14 protein-coding genes and 1 pseudogene are annotated in these 17,299 nt (G+C 59.8%); 4 read left to right on the forward strand and 11 right to left on the reverse strand.

Going from position 1 to position 17,299, the window contains the following annotated elements; translation table 11 throughout:
• Positions 1-5 precede the first annotated feature (5 nt).
• From FHG09_RS09740 to FHG09_RS09790, 11 genes are all read right to left on the reverse strand, one after another.
• The gene (locus tag FHG09_RS09740) at positions 6-2,663 is read right to left on the reverse strand and encodes a polysaccharide pyruvyl transferase family protein (RefSeq protein ID WP_152347451.1); all 2,658 of its coding nucleotides are present in this window, start codon (positions 2,661-2,663) and stop codon (positions 6-8) included.
• A gap of 115 nt (positions 2,664-2,778) precedes the next feature.
• A complete protein-coding gene (locus FHG09_RS09745; protein WP_152347452.1) occupies positions 2,779-4,899 on the reverse strand; it encodes an acyltransferase family protein in 2,121 nt (706 codons plus the stop codon).
• Positions 4,900-5,060: 161 nt separating this feature from the next.
• Positions 5,061-5,984, reverse strand: coding sequence for a glycosyltransferase family 2 protein (locus FHG09_RS09750; protein ID WP_152347453.1), 924 nt, complete (start codon positions 5,982-5,984; stop codon positions 5,061-5,063).
• Complete coding sequence (locus FHG09_RS09755) at positions 5,981-6,832, reverse strand: CDP-alcohol phosphatidyltransferase family protein (protein ID WP_152347454.1); 852 nt, start codon at positions 6,830-6,832, stop codon at positions 5,981-5,983. Before FHG09_RS09755 ends, FHG09_RS09750 begins: the two co-directional genes overlap by 4 nt.
• 43 nt (positions 6,833-6,875) lie before the next feature.
• A complete protein-coding gene (tagD, locus tag FHG09_RS09760; protein WP_152347455.1) occupies positions 6,876-7,265 on the reverse strand; it encodes a glycerol-3-phosphate cytidylyltransferase in 390 nt (129 codons plus the stop codon).
• 103 nt (positions 7,266-7,368) lie between these two features.
• Positions 7,369-8,637 (reverse strand): CDP-glycerol glycerophosphotransferase family protein, encoded by a 1,269-nt coding sequence (locus FHG09_RS09765; protein WP_152347456.1) that lies wholly within the window; start codon positions 8,635-8,637, stop codon positions 7,369-7,371.
• Between the two features lie 196 nt (positions 8,638-8,833).
• A complete protein-coding gene (locus tag FHG09_RS09770) occupies positions 8,834-9,133 on the reverse strand; it encodes a hypothetical protein (protein ID WP_152347457.1) in 300 nt (99 codons plus the stop codon).
• A gap of 191 nt (positions 9,134-9,324) precedes the next feature.
• Positions 9,325-9,708, reverse strand: coding sequence for a DUF2267 domain-containing protein (locus FHG09_RS09775; RefSeq protein ID WP_152347458.1), 384 nt, complete (start codon positions 9,706-9,708; stop codon positions 9,325-9,327).
• A 60-nt stretch (positions 9,709-9,768) separates the two neighbouring features.
• Complete coding sequence (locus tag FHG09_RS09780; RefSeq protein WP_152347459.1) at positions 9,769-9,993, reverse strand: DUF2795 domain-containing protein; 225 nt, start codon at positions 9,991-9,993, stop codon at positions 9,769-9,771.
• Between the two features lie 48 nt (positions 9,994-10,041).
• Positions 10,042-11,172, reverse strand: a complete 1,131-nt coding sequence (locus FHG09_RS09785; protein ID WP_227492678.1) for an aldo/keto reductase — start codon at positions 11,170-11,172, stop codon at positions 10,042-10,044.
• A 53-nt stretch (positions 11,173-11,225) separates the two neighbouring features.
• Positions 11,226-12,479, reverse strand: a complete 1,254-nt coding sequence (locus tag FHG09_RS09790) for a dicarboxylate/amino acid:cation symporter (protein ID WP_152347461.1) — start codon at positions 12,477-12,479, stop codon at positions 11,226-11,228.
• Positions 12,480-12,711: 232 nt separating this feature from the next.
• Here FHG09_RS09790 and FHG09_RS09795 point away from each other — a divergent pair, with 232 nt between their 5' ends.
• The 4 genes and pseudogenes from FHG09_RS09795 (at position 12,712) to FHG09_RS09810 (ending at position 17,104) form a co-directional block, all read left to right on the forward strand.
• Positions 12,712-13,842: a magnesium and cobalt transport protein CorA gene (locus FHG09_RS09795; RefSeq protein WP_152347462.1), complete on the forward strand. Its 1,131-nt coding sequence runs from the start codon at positions 12,712-12,714 to the stop codon at positions 13,840-13,842.
• Positions 13,843-13,924: 82 nt separating this feature from the next.
• Positions 13,925-14,530, forward strand: coding sequence for an HdeD family acid-resistance protein (locus FHG09_RS09800; RefSeq protein ID WP_152347463.1), 606 nt, complete (start codon positions 13,925-13,927; stop codon positions 14,528-14,530).
• Between the two features lie 463 nt (positions 14,531-14,993).
• Entirely contained in the window at positions 14,994-15,824 is an 831-nt protein-coding gene (locus FHG09_RS09805; protein ID WP_152347464.1) for a hypothetical protein, read from the forward strand.
• Positions 15,825-16,197: 373 nt separating this feature from the next.
• Positions 16,198-17,104: pseudogene (locus FHG09_RS09810) on the forward strand (IS5 family transposase).
• Positions 17,105-17,299: the final 195 nt, after the last annotated feature.

The following is a 17,299-nucleotide window of genomic DNA, read 5'->3' on the forward strand; positions in this document are numbered from 1 at the left end:
ACTGCTCAACGTGTCAGGGCCATGCGACCAAAGTGGTGTGCCTGACGACGCCAGTTGACGATCTTAGGGCTGTCAGAGGTCTCCCACTGGGCGCGGACGTTCCACTCGTCGCCGATGTCGGAGTACTGCCCGCAGACGATCATCTGCGCTGCATCGACGTAGCTGAGCTTGAGATCCTGCATCAGACCGACGATCTTGCTGAACAGACTTTCGCTGCGCAGTCTGTTCAGATTGAGGACCGCAATCTGCGGGTCGAAGGGAACGAAGTCTTCGGTGAGGCTGGCATGACTTGCGAAGACGAAGTTGAGTGCTCCGACATGATCGTCGCCGAATGAGCTTGCGATCCTCCTCATCAGAGTGAGACCGCTGGAGCGGTTCTTCCTCACGTCATGTTTCGCGCCGATCAGTGCTGTCCCGAGGTCGGCCTTCGAGAGCTCGACGATGTCGGCGGAGAACTCGCCGGCTGCGGGAACAACCACGAGTCGTTCATGGTCCGGGAACAGCACCGGAAGCAGAGCCTGTACCAGGTCGTTCTCGTTCGCGATGTCTGCATAGGACACAGCGCCCAAACTCTCGACTGTTCCCAGTGAGAGATGTGTCTGGATCTCGTCGACGGCCTCCGCACTCACTGCTCCTGACGGCAGCCAGATGCGGTACCGTCCGGAGGCGTAGGCGTCGATGGACCTGATGGCCGTTGAGACCAGAGATTCTTCGCCCTTCTCTACGGTCATGAAGACGTCTGTGACCTGTGCTTCGGGGGCTGCCTTGTCCATCTTGCTCACTGCCGCATCGATCGCAGTGCTGTCTCCGATGGGAAGCTCAGCTGTTGCCAGATACTCATCGGCGGCGACCATGTCGTCCGCGGTGATCTCTGTCCATTTCGAGTAGATCTCGTCTTCCGAAGCTCCAGTCGCGATGAGCGGAATCATCACGGACAGTTTGTCCAGGATTCCGTCCCGAATGGCGTCGAACTCGGCTGCGTCGATGCCGATCAGCCCACCGAAACGTGAATCCGATTTGTTCGTCGGCTCGAATTCCACTTCAGCGCCCACCGACCGCGCGGGCAGATTCGCATGCAGTCGCGAGGTGAGAACTCGCTTGTATTTGTAGGCGTAGTCGGCGACCCAGTTGCGTGCAAGTTCCAGGTTTTCCGGGAAACTCTTGTCGCGGATCGCGGTGACTGTCTGCTTCTTCTTCGGCCCTTTTCCGCCCTTTGTCCAGTCGATTCGCAGCGTGCCGGATCGGCGGTCGGCCGACGGAGCAGGAAACAGGGTGTCGACCGTGGTGGTGAGGCAACCGGAAAAGAATGCCGGTACACCGACCGCTCTGAGCACCGCGACAGATTGCCAGTCACGGCATCCCACCGGGCCGTACTTCTTCAGGTAGGCGATGGCATCGGTGGTGAGCATTTCCGGGTACCGGACGAAGACTGAGAGCAGAATCGGCCGCAGGTTCGGGTGGAACGGGATGTTGAACGACTTGCCGAAGATATCGTGCATGTACCAGCCGAAGGCGATGTACCAGGTGTCTTCCGGAATGTTCTGATAGACGTTGCCGTCCCTGTAGACCTCGACGAGGTTGAGTTCAGCCTCAGGTCCTGCGTACTTTCGTTCCTCTTTGACTGACTTGCGGAACTTCTTGAAGAGTTCGGTCAGCCCCTGGTCACCCGACAAGCTGAGATTTTCGTACCGCAGAAGATGGCCGATCGACGCAATCGTTTGGATATAGTCGCCGATGTTGCGGGAACGGGTCCCCGGCTGGTCATAGCTGAGCACACCGAAGTTGCGCTTGCCGACTGTAGTCGGGAGAGGCTCGAGGTGCTTTCCGCCCGGAAGCCAATCGAGCATGCGGTTGAGCTCGTAGCGTACCGCCGAGTCCATCTGATCTGACGGCCTATCGAGACGTGACTCGACGAGGGTGCGCACATGGTCGAAGGCTCCGATGCAGAATGCCGATTCAGCGGTGCGCAGGACTGCTTTGCCGCTCCAACGGTCGGTTTCGCCGGCTTGATTCGAGCGGTCGAGAAGCGGCAGGGCCTCCTGCCCGAGGGTGTCGATCGCAGTAGGAAAGAATTCTTCGGCTGCAGAGACGATGATGTCGCGGTCGTCGATCTTCGCAAACTCGGCCCACGCCGCTTCCGGGTCCGATGACCGCTGATACGCCATTCCGAGGATCACCCTGCCGGCTTCCTCGGTTGACGCGTGGCCGCGCAGATTCAGTCCGATGGACACAGCCTCAGCCAGGTTTCCCTCTGCGACGAGAAGCCGCCCCGCGTCAACAACTGATTCCCCGAGAGCTTCACCCTGTGCCAGTGCTTCCGAGAGCGTCGCGTGAGCCTTGACGCGAGCCAATTGGCGCGATTTTGCGTCGACCTCTCGAGTTGAGGGCGCAACCGTCCAACCGTTCGTGTCTTCCGCTGTCTTGCCTTTGAGCCCTGAGGCCAGCGTCCGATACGCGCGAGCTGTGTCCGTCGCAATCTTCTTCGCAGAACCGGCAGACTTCCCGGCTCCAGCTCCCCCGGCGGCACGTTCACGCACGTATTTCGTTCCCGAAGCGCGTTCCACCACTGGCAGGGCTCTACGGGCGATTCCGTGGACGACTGGCTTCACCAGTTCGCGTCCCTTGCTGAAGTATCGGTCGGCGGCGTTTCGTCCAGTGGTCACTCGTTCATTCCTTTACACAGGTTTCGGTGATCGGTCGTTCGTGGCAGTCGGTGGTCAAGAGCAATCAGGCACACGGTATACGACTTGACTGTCAGTTCGTTGAACCGCAGCAGTCTCAGTCGAAGGTGCCGAGTCCTGTCCGGCGGAGGCTTGCGTCGAATTTCGGGGCAAGGGTCTGCGCATAGGTCGCAGTAATGTGCGCGGTGTCGAAGTAGGTGATGACTCCCCCGATGACTGGCTCGCATCTCCCGTCCGGGCAGAACCAGTCCTGGGGGTAGATGACCGACATTCTCTTCGAATCGATTTTCTTCGCCGAGGCCGCGAGCGGGTCCATCCAGTGCCAGGATTCCGGTGTACCCGAGCATTCCTCGAGGTCGTCCTCATGCTTAGCGACACAATCAGGCACGTTGATATCATCCCCGCCGGGGTATGGGGTGTCCCGAATGACCACAACGTCGAGATCCGCGTCGACCCAACGTTGGAGGATCTCGCGGTGGCCTTCAGGAGCCTTCTCTTCGGTTTCTTGCCAATCCATACCTTCCAGCGGCGTCGACTGTCGTTCCGAAGTGATGACTGCATCGAAGCCGCCTTCGGTCGTCCGTTCAGTGACCCAGTCGGCATAGTCCTGACATCCCTTGGCCTCTTCCGGTGTCGACAGATCCTGAGGCAAGGTTGAAATGCTGCAGTTCGAGGCGAGGAATGTGGTGATCGTCAGATCATGTTCGTCCGCCAAACGCTCAAGCGTCGGCAGCCAATGGCCGGCATGAGAATTGCCGACAAGTGCGACATGCTTCGATCCGTCCCCGTACGTGCATTCGGGTTTGCTCGAATATGGGGCACTGGCCCAACAGCCGTCGGCGTACGCCTTCGACTTATCTGTCTTCGCAGCAGCGGGTTCCATCTGCAGCGAGTCCTTGTCCTCGCAGTTGGGGTTGTCTGTCGCACCGGGGAGGAGGATTCCGGCGCCAAGGCAGGAGTCGGGGTCATCCAACTGGGCCTGCAGCTTGTCCTCGTTCTGCTCGACGATGGTGTTGGCGACGACCATCTGGCTGAATCCGAGTGCGGCGACGAGAGCCATGGCAAGCGCCGCGAACGCGAAGGTTCTCGTCGAAGTGCTGAAGAACGAAGATTTCCGGAATCGGTTCTCGACCCATGTCGTCGAGCCCCAGGCGGCAATGATCGAGACCATGATGATGGCGATATTGTCCACTACCCCGAGGCTCTCCGACGCCCCCAGCTTTGCCGATAGGTAGGGCACGAGAACGATGAGGGGCCAATGCCAGAGATAGACGGAGTAGGAGATGTCGCCGAGGAAGCGGACGGGCCGCAACGACAGCAACGGAAGCACGGAGGCCCGTCCCCTGGAATCGGCAAGGATGACGAGCGCCGTCGACACCACCGGAACGAGAGCGATGTAACCGGGGAACGGCATGTCCGCGCGGATGAGGAAGGTGGCGGCCACGATCCCGGCGAGACCGATCCACCCGAGCAGTGAGCTGAACGGCAGCCGTTCGGGGCGAATGTAGAGAACGAATACGGCGACAAGGCCACCCGTGGCCAGCTCCCACATCCGGGTCGGGGTGATGAAGTAGGCCATCGCAGGTTCAGCAGCCGTATACCAGATTGAGAAGACGAACGAGGCGAGGAAGATTCCGAGGACGGTGAACCCTATGACTCGTTTGGACCGGCCCAACTTGGTCCCGGCGAGGAAGGCCAAGCCGATGATCATCGGCCAGACGAAGTAGAACTGTTCTTCGACCGACAGCGACCAAAAGTGCTGCACCGGGGAGGGAGCGTTGTCTGCGGCCAGGTAATCAACGCTGGAGATGGCGAAATCCCAGTTGACGACGTAGAGCCCTGCGGAGAGGATCTGCCGCCCAGTATCAGCCCAGATCGATTGTGGGGCGACGAGGAACGTTGCGATGCCGACGAGGAAGAGGACGAGCAACGATGCCGGCAGCAGGCGTCGAACCCGTCGTGCCCAGAACTTTGCCACGTCTCTCCAACTCCGTGGAGGCGATTTGATGAGGTGGCTGGTGATGAGGAAGCCGGAGATGACGAAGAAGACGTCGACGCCGACGAACCCGCCGACAAAGCGGTCGGGCCACAGGTGATAGAGCAGAACGATTCCCACAGCCAGAGCACGCAGCCCTTGGATATCGGAACGAAAACCCGAGGACTTGGGTGTAGGAGTTCTTCGCGGGGAGTTTTCAGCAACGGTAGCTGTCGACTGCATCAAATGGCTCCACTCGGTTTCTCATACAGTTAGGTCGGACCCGACTGCGGTCAGTGTCATATTTCAGGCTGGAAGCTCACGGCGCTGTGCCAAAAGGACGTGCGACGAAGTCGTCCGCGTGTCCGACCGGAAGCAATACCGCAAGCGTTGGCTCAACCGGTCTACACGATCGGCGGCCGCCCGTGCCGCGACATCCGAAGCACGCCTCTTCTCGACAGCTTCCGGCGGTCTTCGTCTTGGCCCCATGGGTCGAGGCGCCATCCGGCACGCCAGCCTTCCATCCACGCTTTGAGCTGGTGAGGCTTGTTGGCCCACTTGATGAACTGCATCAATGTCCATGAACCCACATACGCCCAGCTGAACGGCCAAGGCAGGTTCCTTCGGGCCAGCCAAACTCGATTTCGGGCATTCATGTAGAAGTATTCGTCGTGGCGCCTCGGGTCGATCACCGGGTGGGCGACTGCGAGATCGCCCATGTACCAGACGATGTAGCCGGCGTCCCACACTCTCCAGGCGAGCTCGATGCCTTCGTGCGCGTACCAGAATGGTGCCGGCCAACCACCGCACTCGTCGAAGGCTCGACGCTGCATACAGACCGCGCCTTCCCACACCGAGAACACATTCGACGAATGGTCGGCGCTTCCCTTCTTCAGCCTGGGAATCCAACGTTTCGGCGCATCCGGCCCACCAGGCTCCTCAACTCTCGGCTGAATCAATCCGATGCGCGGTTTTGTACGCATCAGCTGTGCCATGCGCATCAGCGACGTGTCATCCGGCAGCCAAGCGTCATCATCGAGGAAGAAGAGGAACTCGCCGTCAACGTGGGGGACGCCCGCATTGCGACCAGCAGGGATTCCGAGATTCTCCGGCAGCCCCAACTTCTTGACCTGGTCCGGAATGCCTTCCGGCTCCCAGCCATTCCCCACGCAGACGACGTCGAGGTCGACGCCCTTCTGCGCCAACAACGATTCGAACCCACGATTGAGGTCATCCAGTCGCTTGCCCTGACTGAGAACCACGACACCGAAGGTATAGCGTCGGTTGTCTTCGAAACGCTGGGAGAGGATCCCGGATGATTCGCTCATGACAGCCTCCTTGATGCCATGATCGACATGAAATGCCCGATGACGGAAAGCAGGCACAGCGGAGCCATGATGAGAACGAGCCAGCGTTCACCGAACAGAGGCTCTGCTCCTGCCGATACTGCTATCGCAGTGACGACGCTCGACGCCAGTGCCATCAACGACATCTCGACAGAGTGGAAGATGCGGTGGAAAGGCACGAAGCGAGCGATTCGCTTGAGCGTGGCGACCGCTCCCGGGTTGAGCGCGGTGGCTTCTTTCGAATCCGCGAGCTTATCGAGTCCGTTGAAGGCACGCGAGACATGAACCATGTCGTTGAGGGCTTTGTTGAGAAGCACCAACCCTGCCAGAACCGTCCCGGCGAGCAGAAGCGGGTAGGAACCAGCGGGATCTTCGATGAGGTTGTTCCACTCCCCCACAGCCCGCACTCCGAGCGCGACCGCAACCAGACCTTCAGTGGTGTAGTGGCCGACCTTGTCGAGGAACACGCCTTTGGCACCGCTGGTTCCCCGCCACCGCGCAACCTCACCGTCGCAGCAGTCGATATACATCTGAACCTGTGAGAAGAACACGGCCAGAACCGCTCCCCAGATGCCCGGAATCAGAAGGCTGAAAGCGATGCACCAGCCGGCCAGAATCATCAGGCCGGTGACTCCATTGGCACTGATCTTCGTACGCACGAGCAACATCGTGAAGTAGATCGAGATATGACGGAGGTAGAGCTGCGCCGTCCAGTGCTCGGCGTTCTTCCGACTGCGAACTTCCGGTGGCTGTGCCTTGGCCCGAAGTTCCGACAGCGTCGGATGCTTTGCCGAAGACTTTTCGGGCACGTCCGTTCCTCTCAGTTCCATGGTGTTGTCCGGCAACGATAGCGCGAAGTTCGCGCCGTTCCAGTCAGGGCTTGCCCAACTCGCTCTTGATTCGGGTCGTCGAGATCTCAGGAGTGCGTTCGAGGTAGACGACCTCACACTTGTCCTTGAGGAAGTCGAACTCCCCTTCCCAGTCATCACCCATCACAAAGGTGTCGATGTGGTACTTCTCGACGTCGGTCGATTTCTGCTCCCAATTGTCTTCGGGAATGACGAGGTCGACGTAACGGATGGCTTCGAGCATGTGTTTGCGCTCTTCATAGGAGAAGTACGACTTCTTGCCTTTGCCAGCATTGAATTCGTCGCTGGACAGCGCAACCACCAGGTAATCACCTTGATCTTTGCACCTCTGGAGCAGTCGAATATGCCCGTAATGGAGCAGGTCGAAAGTTCCGTAAGTGATGACTCGTTTCATTGCTGAATCCGTCCAAAGGTCAAAGCTCACCTCGTGAGCCGCAGAATTAGTTCCGCGTTAGTTTATCATTCTGTTACTTCAAGTTAAGAAAATGTCACACGGCTCACTCAGCGTGCTTCAAACGACGTTCCTCCGAGCGGTTTCTGATCACTTGTTCGCTCGACTGGATGAACCGTGAAGTCTGCTCACCGGCTGCAGTATCGCCCAAATAGAACTGAGCCAATTCAGCGGCCAACCCGCTTTGCGCCTCTGCTTCTTCGATGAGGTCGACAACTCTTTGCCTGTTCAAGGGGTCGACTGCCGGGCATCGATCCAGAAGACCTCCCTCGAGGACTTCCGCGGCTGGTTCATGGGGCTTGACCATCACAAGCGGCTTCCCGGAGGCGAGCCAGTCGAAGGCCACTGACGACATTTCGGCCAGGGCCAGATCGGCTTCATACAATTGCCAAGAAACGTCCGAACTTTCGTCGAGGAATCCCCGAGGATCGGATTCGACGATCTCCGCCACATCTTCTACGGCTTTACCGAAATCATCGCGCATCACTCCGGTACGTGGATGCGGTCGGAAGATCACTCGGTAGCCAGCTTCCAGCAGCGAAGTGACGATCTGTTCTCCGTTGTAAGCGATGGTTCCGTAGGCCATCGACGGGGAATCACCTTCCCACGTCGGCGCGTAGAAGACCGCTTTGCCATCAGGATTCTTCGTCTTGAACTCTTCCCACTCGCGAGGAACGGAGCGCGGGCGATCCAGCTGAGGTCGACCGACATCGAACATGCGATCTTCGCCCAAGCCGTAGAGCGTCTGCTCAATCCTCTGTCTGGCGGCCTGACCGGCGGTGAAGACGTAGTCATAGCCTTTGAGCTGATTGGAGATCATCGAGATCTTCTCGCTCTCACCGTGGCTGAGGTGCACATGAGCCGGTTCAGGATAACGCAGCGCCTGAAAGTTGCTCGTCCCCTGGTTGACGTAGAACACCGCTCTCAGACTCGGTGAATGCATGAACTCGTCCAGTCCCTTTGTCAGGCGTGAGAAGCGAACTGGAAAAGAGGTGACACCCTTCAGATGTTTGGCGACCAAGGCATTGCGGACCATGATGCCGAAGGGTCGATCACCGTGACCGAGCTCTTTGAGTCGGGCCTCAAGCTGCGCGAATGGCCACAGCCACTGTTCCAGCTGGTAGACCGAACTGAGATCCCCTGCAAAGTAGGCGGCCGCCACGAACTCGTCGTCATCCTGAGGATGGAATTCATCAGACAGACGAGACTCGCGAACGCGCTCACGCAGTCTCTGCGCTGCGAGTTTCGCCACTGACTGCGCGAAGTTGGCACCACGAACCGCGGTATGCGGCAGATCTGCCGGAAGAAAGGTCATGCCCACTATTGTGCATGCCTATATGTGCTCCTCCTGAAATCCGCCTGCGTCCCAGCTTGATTGCAGTCAGCCGCACGATCAGCCCAGGCCTGACGGCAGCGAACTCGAGTCTCACAATCCGCAAACTCTTGAAGTGGTCAGATCGGTGCTCAAATATGGAGTATGCCTTGTCCGATCGGCAACGTCCGGGTGCGAACTACGCCCCGAAGTCGTCATCCGGAGCGAGGGGCTCAACCTCGTCGAGGTCGGGTTCGTTGCTGAAGGATGCTCGAGGCGGCTCCGGCAGCATGTCGATGAGTTCATTGACTGCCTGCGCAATGATGTCGTGCTGATATCCGGAGAGTCCGAAGACTCCGTGGAGGTAGGCATCGATTTCCAACTCGCTCAGCTCACTGCCCAAGCTGACGCTGTGCAGCCAGACTCCGTCGAGGGAGAGCTTCCAGTAGTCGATCACCTCGGCCAGCTTCGCCCCTCTTGACTGAATGGCCCTGTCCATACTCACGTATTCGTAGCCCTCGAAAGATCGGATGGGGTCCGCCCGCTGTGCGCTGCCAGTGGGTCCTGGGATTCATTCATCTCGACGGTGTTCGCGCCGCCGGCTTCAGGGGCGGCCATGACGCCAGAGACAGATCGCCCCTCACTCCGGCGAAGACCGTGCCTTCACCAGAATGAGGGGCGAAACAGAGATCAGCCTTCGAACAGCGGTGCGAAGCCTGCGGGCAGCTGTGAGCGGAGATCGTCGACCTCGCCCTCGGAGACCGCGGCGTCAAGCGTCGAGATCACTGCACGCGCATAGACACGGGCGGTTTCAGGATCGATCCCCTCGCCCAACTGATCAGCCAGGCGACGGAGGAAATCATCGACGTCGTCGGTCAGCGGCGCTTCCGAGCCGTGTCGTTGGAGCGGCTCCTGCAGTTCGGCAGGAAGCTGGGCGGCCAGATCTGCCGCCTCTCCGCCTTTGAGCTGTTTGCCGAGGTTATCCAATACCGTCCGGGTCACGACGGCAGCACTTTCAGGATCGCCGGGCCCGCCGATTTCGGTGACGTTCTTGAGGAACTCATCACTGCGCATGTTCAAACACCTTCTTCCGATTCGCAGTCTTCTATCACGTCGTCAGTGCGCTGACCGATCTCATCGGTGCACACCTCCGGGTGCGTCGCCCTCGGGCTCCTGCGGAACCGCCTCGACGACATCGTCCTTGTTCTCGAACTGTCGATCCGGCAGAGCTCGCAGTGCCTGAAGCGTCTTCGCAGTGGCCGAGCGTTCGGTGGCATAGTCGATGAGCTCGGTCTTCGAAGCGGGGAATTCCATTCCCTGCAGGGCCTTCTCTGCACGGAGTTCGTCACGTGTGGTCATCGGTGGTTCTCCTTCATCTGTGATTGATATCTGTGTTGTCGCGTTGAACTATTGCTCGTCCCCGAAGACATGGCGACGCTGCTCGGCGTGGAACTCAGCCTCGGCGGGTTCGGGGCGATCCTGCGCTGTCATCATTCTGTGCCAATGCGGATAGAAGGCAGGCAGCTGAGACGCCCCAGTGATCCGATCCCGGGCTTCCGCCGGAAGCGTCAGCTCCGCGGCGTCGAGGTCCTCGGTGAGATGGTCGAACTTCCGGGCCGCGATCACCGTGCCGTCCACCCCCGGGCGATCAAGGATCCAGGAGATCACGACCTGCGGGATCGACCAGTCCAGCTCGTTCGCAATCTGAGCGAAGAGTTCGATGAGATCATAGGCCCGCTTCTCATCAGTGACGTGGGGCTCCGGCCAACCGGTACCCTGTCGGGTGTCCGAGGGTGTCTGCCGACCGCGTCTGACCTTCCCGTTGAGGAGACCCTCCCCCAGCGGGCTCCAGCCGAACGTCGCCACGCCCAGGTCACGGGCAGCCGGGATCATCTCGTATTCGATCTCGCGAGCCTCGGGGGTGTAGTACACCTGCTGGGAGATCGGACCTTCGAGGCCCGCCAGCTGCGCTTCGTAGACGGTCTTCGTCAGCTGCCAGGCACTGAAGTTCGAGACTCCCCAATACCGGATCTTCCCGGCCCGGATCATCTCGTTGACGGTGGCGATGGTCTCAGTGATCGGCGTCTGCCCGTCCCATTGGTGGATGTAGAGCAGATCGAGATGATCGGTGCGCAGTCGTTCGAGACTGTCCTCGACTGCTCGCGTCAGATGCTGCCTGCTGGCCCCGGAGTCGTTCGGGCCTTCTCCGGTGGGCATCCGCGCCTTGGAGGTGAGGATGACTTCATCGCGTTTGTCGCCCATGATCTCGCCGAGGACTCTTTCCGCGTCCCCGGCCGAGTAGAGGTTGGCTGTATCGATGAAGTTCACTCCACGGTCCAGGGCCTCGCGGAACTGGCGTCGAGCGTCATCTCCGCAGACCCCTGCGATCCTCTCGAATCCGCCACCGGATCCGAACGGAATGGTCCCCAGAGCCAGCCGTGAGACGCGCAGGCCTGAGTTCCCGAGTCGGGTGTAGTCCATGAGCAGCTCCTCCTCGCCATATCGTCGGGTGAGCACGTGTGCGGACTGTGCCCTCACGATTCCAGAACGACGAAGCCTTCGCTACCCCTCCCGTGATTCTGGTGAAAGGGCTACAATCCTCGGCTGCCCTCGCTGATCCGCTTCTCACTCTTGTCGATGAGGTGGACTCCGACGAGGTCGCCGGTGATATTGATCATCGTCGCCCCCATTCCGAGCAGAACGTCGACACCGGCGACCAGAGCGACGGTCTCGAGCGGGAGACCGGCTTGCTGCAGCAGGATCGTCAATCCGATGAGCCCGGCGCCGGGGACTCCTGCGGTGCCGATCGAGACGAACGTGGCCGTGAGGACGATCGCGCCGAGTTCGAGCACGGACATGTCATGGCCGACGATATTGGCAGCCAGCACCACCGACGCCCCCAGACGGATGACAGCGCCGTCCATATTGATGGTCGCGCCCAATGGGATGACGAAGCCTGCGACCTCTTGGAGGATGCCTGCTTTCCTCGTCGCCTCCAGCGACACGGGGATCGTCCCGGAACTGCTCTGAGTCGTGAACGCCGTGGCCATCGGCGCACCGGCGACGCGGAAGAATCCGCCGACCGGAATCCGATTGAACAGCAGAAGCGGAATATAGATGAGGAGGATCTGCGCCGCCAGACCGGCGTAGACCACGCCGGTCAGTTTGCCCAGAGCCGCCAGAGCATCGAGTCCTTGGCTGCCGATATCGCTCGCCACCAGGGCTGCGATACCGAACGGCGCAAATTGGAGTATCCCGGCGAGGATGCGGAACGTCATCTCCTTGGCCGCGAGCACAAGGTCGTACATGAGCTTCCCGAACCCGGAGACCGTCGAATCGGACGAGCGGCGCATACCTGCCATCGTGAGGCCGACGACCATGGCCACGAAGATCAGAGCGAGGATGTTGCCGTCGACTAGAGCCTTGAAGATGTTCTCGGGGAATATGCCCACGAGCTGATCGATGAACGAGGGTGCCTCGGGTGTCTCTGCGCCCTTTTCAGGGCGATGGAGCCCCGTCCCCGGGTTGACCAGAAGCGCCAGGGACAGACTGATGACGACGGCGGCGATCGTCGTGAGGATGTAGAAGGCGAAGGTCTTGAAGGCGACCCTGACGAGATTTCCGGGACGCGTGCTGTTGACCGCGTCGATCAGCGTCACCATGATGATCGGGATGACGATCAGCTGGAGGAGGTTGAGCAGGATGTCACCGATCGGTGACAGCACCTGCGCCTTCTCTCCGAAGACGAAGGCAACGATCAGTCCCAGGACGAAACCGGCCGTCATCTTCAAGAAGAGTGCCGTATCCCGGTAGCGGCGCCAGAGGCGGAGGAAGATTCGTGACATGTTCTACGGCTCCGTGCTCACAGGTTCCTCGTGGTGGGCTTCCGGTCCGCGACGATGCCGACCGGTTGCCACTCTAACCCATCTGCGCACCGGCGCGGGCAGAGATCTGGCGCAGGCACCGCACCCGGTCTGAGAATCCGACGATGAGGATTTCCGCCTTCCACATGCTGCGTCCCGAAGCCGACATAGGAGTGCAGTACCGTTGAGGGGCTGTCAGAGGAAAGGGAGCACCATGGCAAGAGTCCGCAGGCACAAGTCCGAACGACCGTCGCTGCGCAAACGATCGGCGGTGGGGTCAGAAGCGAAGTCCCCCGAGGCGCCGACGCTGTTCAGCCGCCGCATCATCGACAGCGAACCGCAGGAGATGAACGTCGTCCGGTCCTTCGCCGAGGCGCTGTCCGCACATGACCTGGACGGCTCCGGCGCGTCCGCCCCCGGTTCGATCACGCAGGTCGTCATCCCCAGGTCCGCTCCCGGGCTGCTCGAGGAGATCGCCTCAGCGTGGCGGCTGCACCCGGTCCTCGTCGATGACCTCTTCCACGCCAACCAGCGAGCAAAGGTCGAACGCTACGACGATGTGCTCTTCGTCGTCCTCAAATCAGCGGTCTACATCGACGCGAAAGAAGAAGTCGAGTTCAACGAATTCCACCTTCTTATGAAGGACGACGCGCTCGTCATCATCTGCCAAGGCGACCGCTTCATCGACGGTACGCCGATCCCAGCGGACACCAGCGGGGTCCGGGAGTACTTCACGAATGAGAAGCGCAGCTGGACGAAAGATCGCGAACTTCTCGCGCTCGGTCCGGAAGCACTCATCTACCGCCTGCTCGATACCGCGGTCGATACGTACTTCCCCGTCCTCGACGGTCTCCAGGTCGACAAGGACGGGATCGAGAGGCAGGTCTTCAGTGGGGACACTGCCGCCGCCGAGCGCATCTATCTCCTCAGCCAGGAGGTCATCGATGTCCTTCACAACTCCACCCACCTCAATCGGCTGACGCAAGCGCTGGGGAACGGGGCGGCCAAATACGCGATTCCCGACGACCTTCGCGCCTACCTCGATGACGTCACCGACCACCTCACGCGGGTCCTCGCCGAGGCGGGTGAGCTGAGAGAAGCCCTGTCGCAGATCCTCAACGTCAATTCCACACTCGTCGCGCAGCGTCAGAACGAGGATATGAAGAAGATCTCCGGCTGGGCGGCGATCCTCTTCGCGCCCACCCTCGTCGGCGCGATCTACGGCATGAACTTCGACGATATGCCCGAACTCCACTGGGCCTCCGGCTATCCGATGGCGCTGGGACTCATGCTCGGTCTGGGCGTTGTCCTCTACGTCGTCTTCCGCGTCAAGAAGTGGATGTAGACGGCGTAGCGGCCCCTCCTTCCCGCTTCACAGCGCAGGCCTAGACTGGTGGTACCCAGAGGACTTGTCAGCAGGAGGAATCATGGCCACACCCCAAAACCCCACTCACCCTTCAGATGTGGTCCGTTCGCTGATGACAGAGCTCGGCAAGGGTGCCTTCTGGGCGGTGCTGATCCGCGGCATCTTGGCAGTCCTCTTCGGCATCCTTCTCTTCAGCGCACCTGCCGCAATGGCAGTGGCCCTGGGAATCTGGGTAGGCGCCTGGCTCGTCGTCGACGGATTCCTCGAGATCACCCACGCCCTGCATGCGCGCAGACAGAACCTGTCGTGGGGATGGGAACTGGCCGCCGGCATCGCCTACATCATCGGCGGCATCGTGATCATGATCGTGCCGCTGTGGTTCGCTGTCGTGGGCGGCACTGTCATCCTGCTGATGATGGCGTCCGGAATGCTCATCCGCGGCATCCTCAGCGTGGCATCGAAGTCGTTCAAGGGGTGGTCGAAGGCCCTCGGCGTTCTCGACATCATCTTCGCCGTCATCATGTTCATCGTCGTCCTCTCCAACCCCGGAGCTGCACTGCTCGCACTGGTCTGGATCATCGCGATCTACACGATCATCTTCGGCATCTTCCTCGTCATCATGGCATTCGTCGGCCGCTCGCAGACGAAGAAGGCCGTCGGAAACTGACTAACCGGCCAGCCGAGGCGGCCGGTCGGGTCCACAGCCAGGGGTGAACGTCCCTCACCCCGATGCCCGCCAAGCCAGTCGTACGGAAGCGGGCGGCCTCCTCGGCGGGGGCGAACAATCGTTTGGGGATGTGCAAAAAGAAAGTCTGCTTTCGAATACACGAAGCCGAGCTTCATGGCCGCGATCATCGACTTTGGATTGACGGGCCATCTCCTCCATGGGCGGCAGAGAACTGCCTACTCGCGCTCAACTATAGACGCGAGATCAAGCCTCACCGCTCCGTTTGATCAATGTCACCTCTCCTTGCATCAGCCCCAAAAGGCACATATCTAACTATCAGGATTCATTCAGTGACCGTCCTGACTGTCCGCTTTCCTGCTATATCCTTTATCTACACTCGCGCGCAGGTTCGCGGATACTGCAGAGCGACGATACTAACGCGCCACGGGGAGGTAGGACAGGGATGGTAGGCAAGAATTTCAGCCGCAACCAGATCGAGAAGCTTCTCGCCGAACACCCGGAGCTCACGTTGCACTCAACGTATAGTCGCGAAGGCTCTGACTATCTTGCCGCATTGCGCCTGGAAGCCGGGGACGACAAGCGAGACAACCCAGAAACGCTTGAGAGCGAGGCCACAGGGTTAGCGTCACTACAGGGGCTCGCAGGTTTCATAGCTGCCGTGACGCTGATAGCCGCGTCAGTAACCGCTTCGGTGGCCATATGGCTAATTGCACTGGGGCTCGTGGTGGGTACCATCGGCCTGTACCTATTCAGGCGCAAGATCCGAAAAAGGGCCAATAGCATTCGCAGCCTCCGGGCAAAATTCGGTGAGTGGGTGTTCACTCACCCCGTCCAAAAGTCCTGGCATACGATCCTCACGGATGACGAGACTGTTGCCTGGATGGTTAACCAATGGTTACTGTCTTTGCTTGACCTAGACCATCTCATGCAACGTATTCACGAGGGAGTGCGGGCGCGAAATAATCTGATGGCCGACGACTCGCTCCGCTCGTCACTAGAGGTAGAAATAGACACGCTTATTGCTCGGAGTGAAGAAATGCGGCACGTGATCAAGACTGAGGCCATTCGGATTGACCAGTACGCTCGAGAACATACCGAAAGGAAGAAGCGCAAGGAGTTGCACGAACGGCGGCGGGCAGCGATATCCGAGGCCGAGCAGACAAGCGCTCGGGATCTCGACGAGAGAATGCGCGCAGCGGAGAAGGCTGAGCGAGAGCGTCTGGCGAACCAGGAGCGCGCTCAGAGCTGGCTTTACGACGACCCTGATCAGTAAAGCACTAAAACGTGTCCGTAACTCAGGGAGGTCTGCCTAGCGAACATAAGTTAGGCTTCCTTTCTACTCATTGTTCAAGCCTCGCATCCTGTCGATCAGTGTGGTCCACACCGCCGAGGTTCACGAACGTTCAGCGCCTACGAGAGATAATCACGTCCCCCAATCCACGGTTCGAAAAGCTTCAATTCGGTCAGCTTGAAATGGCCCTAATCGATCATGAATCCCTTTCGCTGCTGGACCTTCTTCCGCAACGCCACAAGATCTATTCAATAATGGAGGACGTTGAACGGCTACTTGATTGATGCCTGAAGTCATGCTCCGGCCTAGGACGTGTCTCCTTAATGTAGGTAGCGATCGTTGAAACACTGGCCGCATGTCGACTCGCAAAATGATCACGGACGACTTGTGGGACGCGATCGCCCATCTCTTCCCGCAACGAGCCGGACGCCGCGGCCGCCCTTGGGCCGACCACAGACTCATACTCGAAGGCATCTGCTGGCGCTACCGCACTGGCAGCCCCTGGCGGGATCTGCCTGAAGAGTTCGGACCCTGGCAGACCGTGTGGAAACGACACTTCCGCTACGCCACCGACGGCACCTACGACGCGATCCTGCGAGCTGTCGCCCAGGCCGGGCTCATCCCTGAAGGCACTGAGGAATCGATCGAGGAGTTCCTCGCCGCCGACTCCACGATCGTGCGTGCCCACCAACATGCTGCCGGTGCCCGCACGGACTCAGCTGGTGCCCAAGCCACAGGCCACACAGGGGGCAGGTTTGAACTACAAGGATCCGCCGATCGAGCCTGTTGATCACGCCCTGGGGCGGTCCCGGGGAGGAATCTCGACGAAGATCCATGCTCTGACAAACGTGCGGATGAACATCGTCGATCTCGTCCTCACCCCAGGACAGGCCGGTGATAATCCGGTCTTCATCCCGCTTCTGGATCAGTATCGTGCCGATCACCCCGGGATGAGGATCCATGCCGCAGCCGACAAGGCGTACTCGCATCCATCGACCCGCAGCCGACTGCGCGCCAGACGGATACGCCATACGATTCCCGAACGCGACGATCAGATTGCGCGGAGAAAGGCGAAAGGATCTTCTGGTGGCCGACCACCGAACTGCGATGCTCAGAAGTACAGAGATCGCAATGTCGTCGAGCGTGGCTTTTCCCGATTGAAGCAGTGGCGCGGCATTGCCACACGCTTCGACAAGCATGCCCGATCATTCGCGGGTGGCGTTCAGCTGGCAGCAACGATCTTGACGCTCAGAACCATTTAAGAGACACGCCCTAGGCATAGGAGGGGTCTCAGCCGTTGGCTTTGGCAACTTCACTCCCTTGTCATTTGCAGTAGCGCAGGCATCCTCAGCCTTCACTCTCAGTCTTCCTCCAGCACCAGCCAGGCTCCTTACTTTAGCTACTCTTAAAAGTAATTACCTTTGAGCTATTGAAATCTCTTATCTGTGTGTCTAGCA

It is taken from the genome of Brevibacterium sp. CFH 10365 (assembly GCF_009299785.1).
Lineage (GTDB): Bacteria > Actinomycetota > Actinomycetes > Actinomycetales > Brevibacteriaceae > Brevibacterium > Brevibacterium limosum.

What these genes read in the sequence shown, in the direction of transcription:
- FHG09_RS09745 (WP_152347452.1), bottom strand. Translation starts at nt 4,899, where the DNA reads ATGCAGTCGACAGCTACCGTTGCTGAAAACTCCCCGCGAAGAACTCCT.
- FHG09_RS09750 (WP_152347453.1), bottom strand. Translation starts at nt 5,984, where the DNA reads ATGAGCGAATCATCCGGGATCCTCTCCCAGCGTTTCGAAGACAACCGA.
- FHG09_RS09755 (WP_152347454.1), bottom strand. Translation starts at nt 6,832, where the DNA reads ATGGAACTGAGAGGAACGGACGTGCCCGAAAAGTCTTCGGCAAAGCAT.
- tagD (WP_152347455.1), bottom strand. Translation starts at nt 7,265, where the DNA reads ATGAAACGAGTCATCACTTACGGAACTTTCGACCTGCTCCATTACGGG.
- FHG09_RS09765 (WP_152347456.1), bottom strand. Translation starts at nt 8,637, where the DNA reads ATGACCTTTCTTCCGGCAGATCTGCCGCATACCGCGGTTCGTGGTGCC.
- FHG09_RS09770 (WP_152347457.1), bottom strand. Translation starts at nt 9,133, where the DNA reads ATGGACAGGGCCATTCAGTCAAGAGGGGCGAAGCTGGCCGAGGTGATC.
- FHG09_RS09775 (WP_152347458.1), bottom strand. Translation starts at nt 9,708, where the DNA reads ATGCGCAGTGATGAGTTCCTCAAGAACGTCACCGAAATCGGCGGGCCC.
- FHG09_RS09780 (WP_152347459.1), bottom strand. Translation starts at nt 9,993, where the DNA reads ATGACCACACGTGACGAACTCCGTGCAGAGAAGGCCCTGCAGGGAATG.
- FHG09_RS09790 (WP_152347461.1), bottom strand. Translation starts at nt 12,479, where the DNA reads ATGTCACGAATCTTCCTCCGCCTCTGGCGCCGCTACCGGGATACGGCA.
- FHG09_RS09795 (WP_152347462.1), top strand. Translation starts at nt 12,712, where the DNA reads ATGGCAAGAGTCCGCAGGCACAAGTCCGAACGACCGTCGCTGCGCAAA.
- FHG09_RS09800 (WP_152347463.1), top strand. Translation starts at nt 13,925, where the DNA reads ATGGCCACACCCCAAAACCCCACTCACCCTTCAGATGTGGTCCGTTCG.
- FHG09_RS09805 (WP_152347464.1), top strand. Translation starts at nt 14,994, where the DNA reads ATGGTAGGCAAGAATTTCAGCCGCAACCAGATCGAGAAGCTTCTCGCC.